15 protein-coding genes are annotated in these 16,516 nt (G+C 42.6%); 9 read left to right on the forward strand and 6 right to left on the reverse strand.

Translation table 11 applies throughout. The features are described from left to right. The first annotated feature begins 17 nt into the window (after positions 1-17). Positions 18-695 carry an MgtC/SapB family protein gene (locus J5M87_RS02445; protein WP_154608171.1) on the forward strand — a complete coding sequence of 226 codons (678 nt, stop codon included), beginning with the start codon at positions 18-20 and terminating at the stop codon, positions 693-695. Positions 696-759: 64 nt separating this feature from the next. Further along, the gene (locus tag J5M87_RS02450; RefSeq protein ID WP_154608172.1) at positions 760-954 is read left to right on the forward strand and encodes a DUF3272 family protein; all 195 of its coding nucleotides are present in this window, start codon (positions 760-762) and stop codon (positions 952-954) included. On the opposite strand, the gene birA is transcribed toward J5M87_RS02450, so the two are convergent. Continuing rightward, the gene (gene birA / locus J5M87_RS02455) at positions 935-1,870 is read right to left on the reverse strand and encodes a bifunctional biotin--[acetyl-CoA-carboxylase] ligase/biotin operon repressor BirA (RefSeq protein WP_154608173.1); all 936 of its coding nucleotides are present in this window, start codon (positions 1,868-1,870) and stop codon (positions 935-937) included. The two genes, J5M87_RS02450 and birA, sit on opposite strands and share 20 nt — an antisense overlap. Positions 1,871-1,946: 76 nt before the next feature. On the opposite strand from birA, the gene J5M87_RS02460 reads away from it, so the two are divergent. After that, positions 1,947-2,981, forward strand: coding sequence for a M42 family metallopeptidase (locus J5M87_RS02460; RefSeq protein ID WP_154608174.1), 1,035 nt, complete (start codon positions 1,947-1,949; stop codon positions 2,979-2,981). Positions 2,982-3,333: 352 nt separating this feature from the next. Here the strand turns inward: J5M87_RS02460 and J5M87_RS02465 are convergent, their stop codons facing one another. Further along, positions 3,334-4,182, reverse strand: coding sequence for a DUF975 family protein (locus J5M87_RS02465; protein WP_160463212.1), 849 nt, complete (start codon positions 4,180-4,182; stop codon positions 3,334-3,336). Between the two features lie 181 nt (positions 4,183-4,363). On the opposite strand from J5M87_RS02465, the gene tgt reads away from it, so the two are divergent. Beyond that, positions 4,364-5,503, forward strand: a complete 1,140-nt coding sequence (tgt, locus tag J5M87_RS02470) for a tRNA guanosine(34) transglycosylase Tgt (protein WP_067088573.1) — start codon at positions 4,364-4,366, stop codon at positions 5,501-5,503. Positions 5,504-6,015: 512 nt separating this feature from the next. On the opposite strand, the gene J5M87_RS02475 is transcribed toward tgt, so the two are convergent. The 4 genes from J5M87_RS02475 to acnA form a co-directional block, all read right to left on the reverse strand. Next, positions 6,016-6,783 (reverse strand): MerR family transcriptional regulator, encoded by a 768-nt coding sequence (locus J5M87_RS02475; protein WP_154608176.1) that lies wholly within the window; start codon positions 6,781-6,783, stop codon positions 6,016-6,018. 294 nt (positions 6,784-7,077) lie between these two features. Further along, entirely contained in the window at positions 7,078-8,259 is a 1,182-nt protein-coding gene (gene icd / locus J5M87_RS02480) for an NADP-dependent isocitrate dehydrogenase (RefSeq protein WP_154608177.1), read from the reverse strand. Continuing rightward, complete coding sequence (locus tag J5M87_RS02485; protein WP_154608178.1) at positions 8,237-9,379, reverse strand: citrate synthase; 1,143 nt, start codon at positions 9,377-9,379, stop codon at positions 8,237-8,239. Before J5M87_RS02485 ends, icd begins: the two co-directional genes overlap by 23 nt. Positions 9,380-9,391: 12 nt before the next feature. Further along, on the reverse strand, positions 9,392-12,058 hold the full coding sequence (gene acnA / locus J5M87_RS02490) for an aconitate hydratase AcnA (protein ID WP_154608179.1): 2,667 nt from the start codon (positions 12,056-12,058) through the stop codon (positions 9,392-9,394). 191 nt (positions 12,059-12,249) lie between these two features. Between acnA and J5M87_RS02495 the strand changes: the two genes are divergently transcribed. The 5 genes from J5M87_RS02495 (at position 12,250) to J5M87_RS02515 (ending at position 16,207) form a co-directional block, all read left to right on the forward strand. Then, the gene (locus tag J5M87_RS02495) at positions 12,250-12,687 is read left to right on the forward strand and encodes an Rrf2 family transcriptional regulator (protein ID WP_154608180.1); all 438 of its coding nucleotides are present in this window, start codon (positions 12,250-12,252) and stop codon (positions 12,685-12,687) included. Positions 12,688-13,398: 711 nt separating this feature from the next. After that, a complete protein-coding gene (locus tag J5M87_RS02500; RefSeq protein ID WP_154608182.1) occupies positions 13,399-14,028 on the forward strand; it encodes an NAD(P)-dependent oxidoreductase in 630 nt (209 codons plus the stop codon). A gap of 9 nt (positions 14,029-14,037) precedes the next feature. Then, positions 14,038-14,880, forward strand: coding sequence for a VOC family protein (locus J5M87_RS02505; protein ID WP_154608183.1), 843 nt, complete (start codon positions 14,038-14,040; stop codon positions 14,878-14,880). Positions 14,881-14,901: 21 nt separating this feature from the next. Further along, positions 14,902-15,294 (forward strand): DUF1304 domain-containing protein, encoded by a 393-nt coding sequence (locus tag J5M87_RS02510; RefSeq protein ID WP_154608184.1) that lies wholly within the window; start codon positions 14,902-14,904, stop codon positions 15,292-15,294. 7 nt (positions 15,295-15,301) lie between these two features. Next, positions 15,302-16,207, forward strand: coding sequence for an alpha/beta hydrolase (locus J5M87_RS02515; RefSeq protein WP_154608185.1), 906 nt, complete (start codon positions 15,302-15,304; stop codon positions 16,205-16,207). Positions 16,208-16,516: the final 309 nt, after the last annotated feature.

Raw genomic sequence — 16,516 nt, forward strand, 5'->3', positions numbered from 1 at the left:
AACCAGAGGAAAAACGTATGACCATACAAGATATATTCATTCGATTGGTATTAGCGATTTTATGTTCGGGATTGATTGGCTATGATCGTCAGCGCAAGAGTCGGCCAGCTGGTCTTCGAACCCACCTGTTAGTGTGTATTGGAGCGACAACGATTGCTCTGATTCAGAGTGCAGTTTTTTACGAGAAATTGCAGAGTCAGCCGATGATTGAAGTCGATCAGGTACGGCTTCTCGCTCCTATTGTTAGCGGAATTGGTTTTTTAGGTGCGGGTACCATTGTGGTGACAAAGCATAGAGTGGCCGGTTTGACAACAGCTGCTTCGCTCTGGACTGTTGCGGGCATTGGGATTGCTTTAGGAATGGGCTATTATAGTATCGCTCTATTGGCCTTTTTGGCGGTTATCTTTTCCTTAATGCTGGTTAGCTATATTATCCCTACTCCGGAAATTAAACGGTTGGAGATTCACTTTATTCATCGTCAGGAAACCAAGGAATTTTTAACAGAATTTTTTGCAGAACACCATATTGAGTTGACCAATGTACTCTTTGATGTTCAAAATATAGATGGGCGGAAGATTTACCGTAATATCTTCACTTTGCAACTGCCTAAAGATGTTTCGCTAGTAGAAATTATTGAAGAATTGGCCGTTCGTTCCAATATTTTAAAGGTTCGACTCATTTCTGTCGTTGAATAGTAACATTTTTGTAAACAAGATAAAAAAGTCAGCCTTGAAGCTGATTTTTTGGTATACTAGTCTTATGAGAATTTCCCAGTTTTTGTTTCTAGCCCTTACAACGGCTCTTGCGACTTATTGGATGAACGAGGCGATTTTAGCCGGCGAATATATTTGGGCAGCCATTTATGGATTTTTTGTTGTGCGTAATCTTCGCTTGAGCTATCGGGTCAGCAAGGTGATTCGTGTCGTTGAAAGTCTTACCAAGAAGACAGACTGATTTCCCCACTTACTAGGCTTTTGATAGTGCCGTCTTCTAGCTCCACTTGCAAGATTCCGCTATCTGTAATCTCAAGGGCTCTTCCTTGATAAAGCTGATTGTGCTCTGAAAAGGTCACTTGTTTTCCAAGAACAAGTGATTTTTCTTTGTAAAGGGCTAGTAATGTTTCTTCGCTTGTGGTAAAAAAGATTCGCCAAATTTCAGTAATCAATTGATTGCGCGTGATGGTTGGTTTTTCAAGAAAGAGACTGGTTGCCTTTTCTTTCAGTTCTGCTGGTAGGTCAAGGAGATGAAAATTCAATCCGACCCCAATCATCACATCGGTGACGACTTGGGCCTCAATGGAAGAAACAGCTTCTGTTAGGATACCTGCAATTTTCTTGCCATGGAGGTAGATGTCGTTCACCCATTTGATTTCTGTTTGGATACCGATTAGCCCTTCAATGGCTTGAACAATCGCAGCTGCAACCAATAAGGTATAGGGTTTTAAATCTTGAAAGGGAGCTTTGGGACAAAGGTGCAAGGTCATGTAAATGCCACCTGTTTCAGCCGTAAAAAATGGTCTGCCAAATCGACCCTGAGCTTGTCCTTGACTGCTTGCCAGATAAAGGGCTGGGTTCAAATCCCCGCGCTCGATTCCATGCTTGGCATCTAGTTGGGTTGAAGTGCTATTTTTACTTAGATGAACAGGGATTTGAAGGCTGTCTTCGATATCCTGAGGGAGCAATAAATCTCCTTGTTCAAGGCGATAGCCACGGTTGGCTCTAGCCTGAATAACAAGACCTTGTTTTTCTAACTGTTGAATGCCTTTCCAGACAGAGGTTCTTGAAATGCCCAATTCTTGAGCCAATTCTTCCCCGCTAACATAGTTTTTTGCATTCAATAGAATCGTATAAATTTTTTCGTAGGTTTTCATGCTTTCATTATAACAAAAAAAGTCAACAAACATGGTATAATAAGGAAAAGATGGATAGAAAGTAAAAGGAGAAAAGATGAACACACTTGATTATCTTGTTACATTAACCAATACGCCTTCCCCAACAGGCTATACGACAGCGATTATGGACTATGTTCAGTCAGAGATTACGAGATTTGGCTATCAAGTCGTGAAAACGCCCAAGGGTGGTGTCATGGTGAGTGTAGTAGGAGCAGATGATAGCCGTCATAGAGTAGTGACGGCGCATTTGGATACCTTAGGGGCTATGGTGCGCGCAATTAAACCAGACGGTCGATTGAAAATGGATTTAATTGGTGGCTTTGGCTATCCTTCTATTGAGGGAGAAAATTGCTTGATTCATGTCGCTAAAAATGGGAAGACCTATACAGGAACGATTCTTATGCACCAGACCTCTGTCCATGTATACGCTGATGCGAAAACCGCAGAGCGCAATCAGGCGAACATGGAAATTCGTCTGGATGAAAAGGTAAAATCTGCTGAAGAAACACGCTCCTTGGGGATTGATGTGGGCGATTTTATTTCCTTTGACCCACGGACCGTTATCACAGAAAGTGGTTTTATCAAGAGCCGGCACCTAGATGATAAGGTATCTGCTGCTATTTTGATGAACTTGCTCAAGGTGTACAAGGAAGAGGGGATTATTCTGCCCTACACGACCCATTTTTATTTTTCAAATAATGAAGAGATTGGCTATGGGGCAAATTCTAGCCTACCAGAACAAGTTGTAGAATACTTGGCTGTCGATATGGGAGCAATGGGAGATGACCAGCAGACCGACGAATACACTGTGTCAATCTGTGTCAAAGATGCTTCAGGTCCGTATCATTACGAATTGCGCCAGCATTTGGTTGCGTTAGCGCAAGAACATGGCATTCCTTACAAGCTTGATATTTATCCTTATTATGGCTCAGATGCTTCAGCAGCTATGCATGCAGGAGCAGACGTTAAGCATGCCCTACTTGGTGCAGGAATCGAGTCTAGCCATTCCTACGAGCGTACTCATGTAGACTCTATTAAAGCCACAGAGAGCATGGTAGATGCCTATTTGAAATCAGCGATGGTGGAATAAGAGAAGAATATGGTGGGAAGGTGCTTAGTGTAACGGTATAGTAAATTGAATAAAGGTTAGGACATCGTTATACTCTATAAAAATCAAAATCTGACTAGGCAACGAAATCGTAGCTAGAACTGAAGTTCAGCAAGGTGAGTTAACGACGTCAGACTTTGATTTTTGACGAGTATAAGTCGCTTTGCTTCAATAGTCCAGTAGACTGTTGAAGGTTGGAAATAGGGATTATGGAGTAATCCTCAATTAATGCCAGTTCTATCTGCAGTTCCTTGCCTTGTCCTATTCCTTTCTCAATCCACTATAAAAATCTGAATACACAAAAAACGTATGAATTTCCATACGTTTTTATGTGCTATGGCATCATGCTTTGTACAAATTTTTCTTTGATTGCCCGGTCATCAAGAACTGCTTGATAGAAGTAAATATGGCTAGTATGGTAGTAGGGAATGACATAGATTCCGACAATACCAAAACTAATGAAGGTTAAAATATACCAACCGATGAAAGATAGGTTAAGGACAAATCCTTGCATTTTATACCCTTTCATCAAGCGACGACTTTCTTTGATGACGGCCATGGGTCCAGTATAGGTATTGTGCGTCAATTGGTCAAAGAGAAGTGGTTCTACAAGGAAGTAGGCGAAGAATTGCGGCAGAAAGAGCGCGATTCCCGCAATCATAACTAATAATCCGATAATCATCATGAAGCCAGCAATGACCAATAGATTTTCTTGGGGAGCTGGAGTAGAGATGGTTGCAACTAGGCTTAAGATTGCGCCACCGAGCATGACAGATAGTCCGATTGTAGCCACAAGTCCCCATAGAAAGAGCAAGATAGCTTTTACTAGGTAGGTTGCAAGGATACTACCAAATCGTTGGTGATTAAAGATGGTGAAAGCATCTTTTGCTTGGACCTTCTCACGTAGCTTGTAGATTATTTGAAAAAGAGCAAAAGATATGGATAGTCCCATTAAATCTACTAAAATACCATATAAGAATGGAAAGGCTGTTGCATTAATAATGTGAGATGGACTTGGGACAGGATTATTTATCAGTTGCAGAACTAAATTGTTAGACTCTGATGATGTCATCAAGTTAATCAAAACTCCCATAATGACAGGGATAAGAGCAATGAGATAAGCTCCGGGTGTTTCTGCAATCGTTTGGCGTGCTTTAGCACGAATTTGTTGAACTGAAAACATAAAAACCTCCTTCCAATAGTGTAGCATAATATGAGATGACAAGCTAGTTTTTTTTTGATAGACTAGAGAGGCTTGTACGGTTTCTTTTTATAAGGTCATGGGGAAATAATTGCCCGTGAAGAAGAAATCGTGTAGACAAGACAAAATACCTAGGACTGTTTTTCCTAGTGGGAGGTAGAAGATGACATCACCGATTCAATATCGATTGATCAAGAAAGAAAAGCACACAGGGGCTCGTTTGGGGGAGATTATCACACCGCACGGAACCTTTCCAACACCTATGTTTATGCCGGTTGGAACCCAAGCAACGGTTAAGACCCAGTCGCCCGAGGAACTCAAGGAAATGGGGTCAGGCATTATCTTATCCAATACCTATCACCTCTGGCTTCGTCCAGGGGATGAGTTGATTGCGCGTGCGGGTGGTCTGCACAAATTCATGAACTGGGACCAAGCCATTCTAACAGATAGTGGTGGTTTCCAAGTCTATTCGTTAGCGGATAGCCGAAATATTACTGAAGAAGGGGTCACTTTTAAGAACCACCTTAATGGTTCAAAAATGTTTCTATCGCCAGAAAAGGCAATTTCTATTCAGAATAATCTCGGAAGTGATATTATGATGAGTTTTGACGAATGCCCGCAGTTCTACCAGCCCTATGATTATGTTAAAAAATCAATCGAACGGACTAGTCGCTGGGCTGAACGCGGCTTGAAAGCACACCGCCGTCCACATGACCAAGGCCTGTTTGGTATTGTGCAGGGAGCTGGTTTTGAAGATCTTCGTCGTCAATCTGCCCATGATTTGGTGAGCATGGATTTTCCAGGCTATTCGATTGGTGGTCTGGCAGTTGGCGAGTCGCATGAAGAGATGAATGCGGTGCTTGATTTCACAACACCACTCTTGCCAGAAAATAAACCACGTTATCTCATGGGAGTTGGAGCACCAGATAGCTTGATTGATGGGGTGATTCGTGGGGTAGATATGTTTGACTGTGTCTTGCCGACACGGATTGCTCGAAATGGGACTTGTATGACCAGTGAGGGTCGTTTGGTAGTGAAAAATGCTCAATTTGCAGAAGATTTCACCCCACTTGACCATGATTGTGATTGCTACACTTGTCGCAACTATACGCGTGCTTATCTTCGTCACTTGCTCAAGGCAGACGAAACCTTTGGTATTCGCTTGACTAGCTACCATAATCTGTATTTCTTGATTAAGCTTATGAAGAATGTTCGTCAGGCAATTATGGATGATAATCTTTTGGAATTCCGTGAAGACTTTATCGAACGCTATGGATACAACAGTTCAAAACGTAATTTTTAACAGAACCATCATTTAATCGTCTCGTGTTAAAGCAAATAAGAACAGGGTAGGACAAGCAATCGCTTGTCCTACCTTGTTTTCGCTAGTTAGAAGTGAAAGTAGCTTGCTTTTTTCATGAGAACATTCTTTCTCCTGACTCTAAGTTTAGCTTTCTTTTGTGAAAACTGTCTCCCTTTGTTTCCGGTCTGGAATTCTTTCGTAAAAACTGTCTCCCTAGATTCTAAGTCTGGTTTTCTTTCGTGAAAAATGCTTCCCTAGAACTCAAGTCTAGCTCTCCTTCATGAAAAACTGTCTCCCTTTGTTTCGAGTCTCGCTTTTTTCATGAAAACTGGTTCCCTAGATTCTAAGTCTGGTTTTCTTTCGTGAAAAATGCTTCCCTAGAACTCAAGTCTAGCTCTCCTTCATGAAAAACGGTTTCCCTTTGTTTCAAGTCTAGCTTTCTTTCATAAAAACTAGCTCACTAGGGATCGAGTCTCGCTTTTTTTGTCTTGAGAGATAGATTGGAAAACAGTTTAGTTCAGACTTGTTACCCAGTGATTAATGCTTTCGGTCAGAAAAGCAGCGCAACCGTTTAGTTCCTTATCATAGTAGGCAGTAAAGCGGTCATCTGTGATGTAGAGTTGGGCGATACCGATATGTTTTTCAGGAGTATAGTGCTTGTCTGCGATTTGGAGCCATTCTTTGTGGAGTTGGACGATTTTCTGGCTTTCTTTTCTATCTGTTGTCCATCCTTCTTCTATCGCTTGGAGGAGTAAGGCTTTAATCTTTTGATCGAGTTCTTGCCAATGCTTGTAGGTTTCTGCGCTCATATTGGCGAAACGTTGATTAGCCTGTTCGATTGCTTCTTCACCATAGTTTTTGCGAAGTTCAGCTCCGTATTGTGCTTCGTTTTCAGCTATTTTCTGTTCCTTAAATGCTTGAAATTTTTCTTCTGTTGTCATGGTTTGTGTTCCTTTCTCTGTTTGAATCGTGCGTTCGAGGTTGTCAATCATGGCCTCTATTCGTTTCTTTTTAGCTTTTAAATCTGCCAAATGATCTTCTGAATGGGCTAAGGTATCGGTATTGTTTGAGGTAAGCAAGTTTTTGATTTGCTTGAGTTCAAAGCCTCGTTCTTTAAAAAAGAGAATCTGTTGTAAGGTGTTAATCTCTTTTTCACCATAAAAGCGGTAGCCACTGTCCATTTTACGAGAAGGTAGAAGGAGTCCAATCTCTTCATAGTAACGAAGGGTACGGGTGCTGACACCGGATAAGTCGGCTAATTTCCGAATAGAATAGGTCATGCTTGTTTCTCTCTTTGTTTCTGATCTTGCAAGATGTTTGGATGGGGTTTAGAGCTCAGTAGGTTTTATAGATTGAACAGTTCAATGCGCAGTAGTTGTCTGACAGGTAAAGTATTACATTGTCCATATTTTACAGGTCTAGTCAACCTTGCGAGATGAGACGATGAAATGGAGATTTTGGATAACCATCTCTGTCTCACTCTCAGTATACAACTTACCGTAACGTCAATGTCAAGAGGTTTGTAAGAAAATACGAAAAAAATGCCGCTTCGGGCATTTTTATGAATCATGGAACTAGAGATAGTCCAATAATCGTGCAACAAACTGGCTGGTGCTGAGGGCTCTTGTGCTGCAGGCTTGTGCTAGGTCTGCTGTCATTTCTTGATTTGCGATAGCTGTTTCAATTGCTTTTTGGATACGATCTGCTACTTCCTGCCAGCCGATATAAGAAAAGAGCATGGCTCCAGATAGGAGTAGGGAGCAGGGATTTGCTTGATTTTTTCCAGCGATATCTGGCGCTGTACCATGTGTGGCTTCAAAAATAGCATGACCAGTTTCATAATTGATATTGGCTCCTGGAGAAATGCCAATCCCTCCGACTTGTGCAGCAAGAGCATCACTAGCGTAATCACCGTTGAGGTTTGTCAAGACAATCACGTCAAATTTTTCAGGATGTAGGAGGGCTTGCTGGAAGAAATTGTCTGCAATGATGTCATTAATCTGTAGTTTTCCACTCTGTAGGTATGGACCATATTCTTGCTGAGCGAGTTCATAGCCCCATTTCCGAAAACCGCCCTCGGTGAATTTTTGAATATTTCCCTTATGAACGAGTGTAATACGCCGTAAATCATTGGCTAGGGCGTATTCGATTGCAGCACGGATGATTCGCTTACTTCCTTCAATCGAAATGGGTTTGATACCAATGCTAGAGCTAGCAGGAAATCGAATCTGATTGACCTTCATCTCGGTTTGGAGAAAGTGGATAAGTGTCTGAACTTCTGCTGTTTGGGCCTCCCATTCAATTCCGGCATAGATGTCTTCTGTATTTTCTCGGAAAACAACCATATTTGTTTTTTCCGGATGTTTGAGGGGGCTCTCGATTCCTTGGAAATAACGAACGGGTCGTTGGCAGGCATAGAGATCAAGTTCTTGGCGTAGGGCAACATTGAGTGAACGGATTCCGCCACCGACAGGTGTTTCCAAAGGGCCTTTGATAGCAACGAGATACTGTTTTATGCTGGTCATGGTTTCAGGAGGCAACCAACTGCCTGTTTGATCATAGGCTTTTTTACCTGCCAACAGTTCGAGCCAGTCGACTTTTTTGCGCCCTTGATAGGCTTTTTCAACGGCACAATCAAAGACCTGTTGGGCTTGTTTCCAAATATCCTGTCCAATCCCGTCTCCTTCAATGTAGGGGATAATTGGGTTATCAGGGACGACCAAATGGCCTTGTTTACAATAAATGGTGTTCGACATCTTTTCTCCTTTCTAAGGGAAGGTAGGTGAGGTGTTCTGGTCCAAGGTACTGGGAACGTGGGCGAATGAGTTTATTGGCTCCTTGTTGTTCTCGGATATGGGCAATCCAACCAGCAACTCGACTCATGGCAAAAATTAAGGTGAAGATAGAGCTGTCAATGCCAAGAACATGATAGACGGTTGCCGAGTAGAAGTCGACATTTGGAATTAATCCCTTGTTATGCTTCATGTAGTCTTCAATTTCTCGAGACAGTTGGTACCAGATTTCGTGTTCTGTTCCTAGGGTTAATTCTTTTGCCATTTGGCGGAGATAGCTTTCTCTAGGGTCTTGTGTTTTATAGACGCGGTGGCCAAAGCCCATGATTTTTTCTTGGGAATCGAGTTTTTGTTGAAGATAGCTTTTGGTGTCGCCTTGCTGACGGATTTCTTGCAACATATCAAAGACTCGTTCGTTGGCTCCTCCATGAAGCGGCCCTTTTAAGGTACCAATAGCGGTTGTGACACAAGAGTAAATATCCGATAAGGTAGAGGCACAGACCCGAGCTGCAAAGGTTGATGCGTTAAGTTCATGGTCGGCATGTAAGATTAAGGCCTTATTGAGGGCTTCAATCTCTATGGGGCTTGGGAGTTTTCCGGTTAGCATATAGAGGAAATTTTCCGCAAATCCCAAGTCTTTTCGGGGAGCAATGGGGGTCTGTCCATTTCGTAGACGAGCAAAAGTTGCAATAATCGTCGGCATTTTTGCCATTAACTGAATGGCTTGCTCATAGGTAGCTTCTGCAGAACGTTCCTCTGCCTTGACATTGTAGACTCCTAGAAGACTGACGGTGGAGCGTAGTACACTCATAGGGTGGAGGTGCTTGCGCGACTGGATGAGAATGCATTGTTCCACTGCATCGCTAATGTCGTAATTTTCTCGTAATTCTTCTGTGAATTGCTGGTATTCTTTTGCGGTCGGTAGGTGCAAATGCCACAAGAGAAAAATGGTTTCTTCAAAAGAGGCATGATTATCCATTAACTCAGAAATCGCATATCCTGCATAAGCTAACTGATCATCTTTAATCGAGCTAATCCGAGTATGGCAGGCGATGAGATCTTTTAATCCATTTTCTTCTGTCATAGGCTGTCCTTTCTATTGTTTAGAGGCTGCTAGTTTCTTACGAACGACCATTGGAAGAATGCCGCCGTTTTGGTAATAGCGAATATCAGCTGCTGCATCGAATCGCAATAAGGCTTGAAAGGCGATGGAGCCATGCTCACTATATGCGACAATGTCTACGATTTCGTGAACACCGGCTTCTTTAGGGAGGTGAATGTCATAGCTTTCAAAGCCAGTTAGACCTAAGCTATCTGCTGTCTGTCCTTCTAAAAATTGTAGGGGAGCAATTCCCATCATCACGAGGTTGGAGCGATGAATGCGTTCAAAACTTTCAGCCAGCACAGCCTTGACACCGAGTAATGCAGAGCCCTTTGCAGCCCAGTCACGACTAGATCCCATACCGTAATCTTTCCCAGCAATAATGAGCGTACCGATATTTTCTGCTTGATAAGCCATGGCTGCCTCGTAAATAGGCACAATGTCTCCCTTATAGGAAGTAAAGCCACCTATCTTTCCTTGAGCGAGTTCGTTTTTTATGCGGATATTGGCAAAGGTTCCTCGCATCATCACCTCATGATTCCCCCTGCGACTACCATAGGAATTAAAGTCCATGTAGTCAACGCCATTTTCAGTCAAATACCGACCTGCTGGACTGGTGCGGGCAATATTCCCAGCTGGAGAAATATGGTCTGTTGTGACACTATCGCCAAATTTTGCAAGTGCCTTGAGATGAAGAAGGGGGCGGATGCTCAATTCTTGGTCTAACTGATGAAAATATGGAGGGTTTTGAATGTAGGTCGATTGGACTTTCCATTGGTAGCTCGTGCTTTTTGTGACAGGAATATGATTCCATTGTTGGCTAGCTGAAAAGACTTGTTGATATTCCTTTTCAAAGAGGTCACGAGTGACATATTGCTCTACATAGGTTTCGATTTCTTGCCGTGAGGGCATGATATCTTCGAGGTAGACAGGTTCATGGTCAGGAGTAAATCCTAGTGGTTGACTTGTCAAATCAATGGTCGTATTTCCTGCAAGGGCATAGGCGACAACTAATGGGGGGCTGGCTAGAAAATTGGCCTTGACTAGTGGATTGATTCGCCCTTCAAAGTTGCGGTTGCCTGATAAAACAGCAGAGACGACTAAATCGGATTCTGTAATGGCTTGTGCCAGTTCTGGTCGAAGATTTCCAGAATTTCCGATACAGGTCGTACAGCCATAACCAACGACTTGAAAACCGAGTTTGTCCAAATAAGTTTGGAGACCGGATTCTCTCAGATAGGCAGAAACGACTTTGGAGCCTGGTGCCAAGGATGTTTTGACAGTTGGTGACACCCTTAAACCTTTTGTGACTGCATTGCGGGCGAGAAGTCCTGCTGCCATTAAAACATAAGGATTTGAAGTATTGGTACAAGAGGTGATGGCAGCGATAGCGACATGTCCGGTTTGGATTGAAAAATCTTGTCCGTCAATCGTAACTGGTACGGTCTTATCTAATTCTTCTGGAGCTAGACCGAATCCTTGAGTTCCGGCCTCACGACTAATGCTAGTTTCAAATGTGGCTTTGGCATCCGCTAAATCAATCAAATCTTGTGGGCGTTTGGGACCAGCGATACTAGGTCGAATGGTTGAGAGGTCGATGGTAATGACTTTTGTATAGCTTGGTTCAAGCTGTGGATTGTAGAAAAGATGATTGGTTCTAGCGTAATATTCCGTGAGAGCGATATGGTTTTCATCCCGATTGGTTAGGCGCATATAGTTTAAGGTTTCTTGGTCAATGGGGAAGTAGCCACAGGTTGCTCCATATTCAGGAGCCATGTTGGCAATAGTAGCCCGATCTGCTAGGCTCAATTTCGAAAGACCGGGTCCGAAATATTCGACGAATTTGCCAACGACTTGTTCCTTCCGCAAGACCTGTGTAATGGTTAGGGCTAGATCAGTTGCAGTAGCAATAGTAGGGAGTTGACCAATGAAGCGTACACCGATGACTTCTGGAACAGGGAAGTAGGAAGCCTCACCAAGCATGGCAGCTTCTGCTTCAATTCCGCCAACGCCCCAACCTAGCACACCGATTCCATTGATCATGGTCGTATGGCTATCTGTTCCAAACATGGAATCAGGATAGAGAAGCCTCTCTTTTTCGATAACAACATCGCTTAAAAATTCGAGATTGACCTGATGAATAATCCCTGTTGCAGGTGGCACAGCTCGGTAATTCGCAAAGGCAGTTTCCGCCCATTTGAGAAATTCATACCGTTCATTATTTCGCTCAAATTCCAAGGTGATATTATCTTCCAAGGCTGTGTCGCAGCTAGATACATCTACCTGCACACTATGGTCAATAACTAGGTCAACTGGAATTTCAGGATTGATGAGATGGGGATTGCCACCATGAGCTAGAACAGCCTCTCGCATAGAAGCTAAATCGACGATGACAGGTACACCTGTAAAATCTTGGAGGATAACACGGCTGGGCTTAAAGGGGACTTCACCACTTGGCGATTGAGCATCATAATGGATTAGATTGCGAATGTGATTTTTTGTGACATCGTTTCCGTCATATGTACGGAGTAAACTTTCAATGAGGATCCGAATAGTATAGGGAATCTGAGAAAGCTCCTTGCCTTCTGCAGAAACGGCCTGCCTTATGTCATAGTAGCTGTAGACATGATTGTTGAAAAGCAATGTGGATTGATTGCTCATAGGATCACCTCCGTATATTTTTCCAATTTTGAAAATAATTATACAACTGCATGCTCGATTCGTCAATGACAGAATGAAGTATATGTGAGATTATATTACATGTGTTTGGAGAAGAGGTATTAGAAGAGTTGGTCAGTCAGACTTGCAGTCACAAGGAAAAATAGTTATACTAAAGAAAAGGAGAGGGGATTATGCAGATTTCAAGTCGATTTACGATTGCGACCCACGTCTTGGTCGTATTAGCCCTAGAAGGTGAGCAGACCAAAGTAACAAGCGATTACCTAGCAGCGAGCGTTGGGGTGAATCCCGTGATTATCCGTAATGTCTTATCTCAGTTAAAAGCAGCAAATCTGATTGCAGTTACAAGAGGTAAGGGTGGAGCTAGGGTTGTGCAAAACTTATCAGACATTACGCTCTACGACATTTATGAAGCTGTCGATAGTTTAGGGAAATCAGGTCAGCTTTTTGGCTTTCATGACAATCCCAATCCAAATTGCAACATTGGCCGAACAATTCATGCGGTATTAGATGGTCGCTTAGAAGTTGCGCAACGAGCCTTAGAAGCTGAACTGAATCAAACGACTTTGGCAGATTTGGTTCAAGATGCACAGGAAAAAAGCAGTATATGAAGAAAGCAAATAGAACAGGAAGAAAGATAGAGAGTAGAAGAGTGAGCGCGACAATCCTCTAGCCATTGGAATCAGCCTTAGCTTGTCTTTTGGTCCCATGTTCGGAATCATTATTGGTAATGTGTTAGGTCATCTGGCAATGGTGCTTGCAATAGGATCAGGTTTTGGGATGTTAATTGGTATCATCGTCGCTAGCTTCCGTGCTAAATCAAAGGCTCAGAAGGAAAAAGAGTAAACGTATAAGAATGAGAGTACTTGATAGGGACTGGCTTGCCAGTCTCAGATCGAAGAAAAAGTCTTTTTATTGCCACCATTCTCATGTGCTTTCGGACATCAGCGACTTCCTTCGGAGTAAAATAATCCAGTGGATTATTTTAGCCCGAGCCCAGAAACAAAGGAGCGAGGATAATCGATTTCAACGAAATCATGACTTCTGTCTTACTCCCACTTTTAGCACGGCGGAGGTGGCGGTATTGTGCTCGCTACGCTCGCAAATTTTCTAACCTTAAAACTACAGAAAATGAAATATCATTGTAATGTTTTTCTGAATTGTGAGGTTTGTCTACATTCTGAGGGACTGGCTTGCCAGTCTTTTTTATGTGAGTGGTTCGTTTATTTTATAATTTTTCGAGTTGTAACAATTGACATTACAATTGAACGGTGTTAAGATATAGTTGTAACAACAATAATTACAACAAAAGGAGAAACAAAATGAAACTAGCAGTTATTGGAGCAAATGGACAAGCAGGACAGGCGATTGTGGCAGAAGCAGTAGCCCGTGGCCATGAGGTGACAGCGATTGTTCGTTCAAGTAATCAATCTCAAGCACAAGCGGTTCTGCAAAAGGATTTATTTGACTTGGAATCAGCAGATTTGAGCGGATTTGATGCAGTAGTGAGTGCTTTTGGTGCTTTTGCTCCTGAAACATTGCCGCAACACACGACTTCTTTGGAGCATGTAGCGAGTATTTTGGCTGGAAGCGACACGCGACTTTTAGTAGTTGGTGGGGCAGGAAGTTTGTATCTGGATGATAGCCTGACTACTCAACTCTATCAGACACCTGATTTTCCAGAAGATTTCTTCCCATTGGCAGAGGCGATGAGTAAGGGCTTGGCAGCACTCCGTAAGGTATCAAAGGTCAATTGGACCTATATCAGTCCTGCGGCAGATTTTGAAGTAGATTATCCAAAAACAGGTGAGTATCTTCTTGCTGGGGAAGTCTTTACGGTGAATCAAGCTGGTGAAAGCAAGATGAGCTATGCAGACTATGCGATTGCCATGGTGGATGAAATCGAAAATGGAAATCATCTGAATGAGCGGATTTCTGTTCTTGGAAAGTAGGTTGATTTCATGTATCCTTACCACAGTCAGATTTACCTAGGAGAAGTTGCGCTTTATGTGGAGGATGTGTATCGGGTTAGTCAATTTTATCAGCAGATACTAGGCTTAGCAGTGCTTGCAGAAACTGACACAGAGGTCCTATTAGGAGTAGGCAAGGAAGGGCTTGTTCGTCTGTTACCTGCTACTCAAGGGAAATCCAGGACGTGTGGTCTTTATCATCTAGCCCTTTTAGTCCCTGAGCGAAAAGACTTGGCAGCTATCTTTAAACGCTTGGTGGAGAACCGCATTTCGATGGTGGGAGGTTCAGATCATGGCTATAGCGAAGCTATTTATTTGGAAGATCCAGAAGGAAATGGTATCGAACTCTATTATGATAAGGATGTGATGCAGTGGGATATCCGAGAAGATGGGCGAATTGTTGGTGTGACGGAGGAATTGGCTGTGCAAGAATTGTATGAAGATGGGGCCTATACAGAGCCTTTTCAGCTAGCAAGAGGCACTCGCATGGGGCATGTCCATTTATCTGTTCGAGAAAGTCAGCCAGCCAGTGCATTTTATCGAGCCTTGCTAGGGTTGGAGGATAAATTTTCTATACCGACAGGCAGTTGGTTGGCTTCTGGCGATTATCATCACCACCTTGCTGTTAATGAATGGTCGGGAAAACACCTTAAACCACATCAAAAAGGTCAAGCAGGTCTGGCATATTTTACCGTTCTTGTCGAAAGCAAGGAATATTTACTGGCGGTGTACGAACGGGCAATCCATTTAGGAGTTTCTGTTCGATGGCTTCAGTCTCGTCTGCTCGAACTCACTGATACTGACGGCATTGTCGTGCGGGTTGGTATGAAATAAGTGATAGAAAGGGAAGTACAAATGAAAAAAATCGGAAACCTCACATGCTTTTTTAGTAGTCTGGTTGTCTTAGAATTTCTCTATATTTTTTATCTGGAGACCATTATGACTGCTTCAGAGACTACTTCGCGCGTCTTTGCCATTCCTGTTGAGGTGCTAAAGACGGATACGGTTCAATTACTCTTTCAAAATCAGGGTGTCTACAATCTGATGATTGCTGTCGTACTTGTTTACACCTTAGTTTTCAGTAAAAATAAGGTTGAACTGCTATTGGTAACGCTGATTTATATTTTAGTCGTGGCTCTTTATGGTGGTTGGACTAGCGATATCAGTATTTTCTTCAAACAAGGAAGTGTCCCTCTCTTAGCAACACTTAGTCTGGCCTATGATATTGCAAAAAATAGGAAGGATTGAGACATCAATGAAGTGGTGGAAAATTATTGGTCTAGGGGGAGTTTTCATGCTCGTGCTAGCCTATGTAGGGACTTCCTTTTACTTTGCGAAAAGTATTGTAAAACCTACTCCGATGACCTTAGCTGAGGAAGAAGCATGGGAAAAAGAGCATGGCCTGTGGAATGATTTTGACCAATATGAGGTAGAAGAGTATACCGTTAAGGGGGTGGATGATTATCCCTTGCATGTGACCTTGGTCAAGGCAGCGGATCCTAATAGTAAAAAGTATGTGATTATCACCCACGGCTTTCGTTCCAATCGAAATGGAGCCGCCAAGTATGTGGAAGTCTATCGTAGCTTGGGCTATCACTGCATTATCTATGATGTTCGTGGCCATGGGAAGAATGCTCCAGCCACAGTGACATTGGGTAATGTCGAGTCAAAAGATCTTCTGTATTTGATTGAAGATAGTTACCAACGCTATGGTTCTGATAGTTATCTAGGACTTCAGGGGGAGTCAATGGGCAGCTCCATTTCGCTAAACGCCTTACAATACCAACCCAAGGTTCAATTTGTCGTAGCAGATTGTGGTTTTACCAATCTGTATGACTTAATTGCGGCTGGTTATCAGGCCAATCACGTCAGTTTTCTCATGCCGGGAGTTAGTTGGATGACCAAACATATTTACGGTGTTGATATGAAAGAAACTAGTGCCATTGATGCAGTTGCAAACAATCAGAGCATTCCAATCACCTTTATCCATGGTGCAGATGATCGATTTATTTTACCTGAAAATAGTCAGCAATTGGCGGAGAAAAATCCGACTCCAGACACAGTCAAGTTGGTTGACGGTGCAGCCCACGCAGCATCGAGAGAAATTCTAGGCGTTGCAGGCTATCAGGCACTCGTTCAGCAAAATCCGAATGTAAAATAGAATTTGAGGTTGAGAGCTATTTCATTCCTATAGTTACAAAGTATAAAAACAAACTAATCTTTTCGAACCCAGTGACTCAGTCAGCGTGATGGAAACTGTACCGAATCATCTAATACAAAAATTAAAAGAAACATCTAAAAACCGAATGATGGTTACTTAGTCTCTTTTGAGAAAGTACCAACATTCGGTTTTTATTGTATTATTTTTTATCAAAAGACTTTTTTGATGGGTTTCCCCTTTGCTAGCTCGTTTTCTTGCTGATACTCTATAAAAAATTTAATTAGGCAATGAAACTGTAGGTAGTGAGGT

This window comes from Streptococcus sp. zg-86, from assembly GCF_017639855.1.
Classification (GTDB): Bacteria; Bacillota; Bacilli; order Lactobacillales; family Streptococcaceae; genus Streptococcus; species Streptococcus zhangguiae.

Coding starts and splice junctions, on each gene's coding strand:
- J5M87_RS02515 (WP_154608185.1), top strand. CDS start 15,302: ATGAAGTGGTGGAAAATTATTGGTCTAGGGGGAGTTTTCATGCTCGTG.
- J5M87_RS02500 (WP_154608182.1), top strand. CDS start 13,399: ATGAAACTAGCAGTTATTGGAGCAAATGGACAAGCAGGACAGGCGATT.
- icd (WP_154608177.1), bottom strand. CDS start 8,259: ATGTCGAACACCATTTATTGTAAACAAGGCCATTTGGTCGTCCCTGAT.
- J5M87_RS02485 (WP_154608178.1), bottom strand. CDS start 9,379: ATGACAGAAGAAAATGGATTAAAAGATCTCATCGCCTGCCATACTCGG.
- tgt (WP_067088573.1), top strand. CDS start 4,364: ATGACATCACCGATTCAATATCGATTGATCAAGAAAGAAAAGCACACA.
- J5M87_RS02495 (WP_154608180.1), top strand. CDS start 12,250: ATGCAGATTTCAAGTCGATTTACGATTGCGACCCACGTCTTGGTCGTA.
- J5M87_RS02465 (WP_160463212.1), bottom strand. CDS start 4,182: ATGTTTTCAGTTCAACAAATTCGTGCTAAAGCACGCCAAACGATTGCA.
- J5M87_RS02460 (WP_154608174.1), top strand. CDS start 1,947: ATGAACACACTTGATTATCTTGTTACATTAACCAATACGCCTTCCCCA.
- J5M87_RS02445 (WP_154608171.1), top strand. CDS start 18: ATGACCATACAAGATATATTCATTCGATTGGTATTAGCGATTTTATGT.
- J5M87_RS02510 (WP_154608184.1), top strand. CDS start 14,902: ATGAAAAAAATCGGAAACCTCACATGCTTTTTTAGTAGTCTGGTTGTC.
- acnA (WP_154608179.1), bottom strand. CDS start 12,058: ATGAGCAATCAATCCACATTGCTTTTCAACAATCATGTCTACAGCTAC.
- birA (WP_154608173.1), bottom strand. CDS start 1,870: ATGAAAACCTACGAAAAAATTTATACGATTCTATTGAATGCAAAAAAC.
- J5M87_RS02450 (WP_154608172.1), top strand. CDS start 760: ATGAGAATTTCCCAGTTTTTGTTTCTAGCCCTTACAACGGCTCTTGCG.
- J5M87_RS02475 (WP_154608176.1), bottom strand. CDS start 6,783: ATGACCTATTCTATTCGGAAATTAGCCGACTTATCCGGTGTCAGCACC.
- J5M87_RS02505 (WP_154608183.1), top strand. CDS start 14,038: ATGTATCCTTACCACAGTCAGATTTACCTAGGAGAAGTTGCGCTTTAT.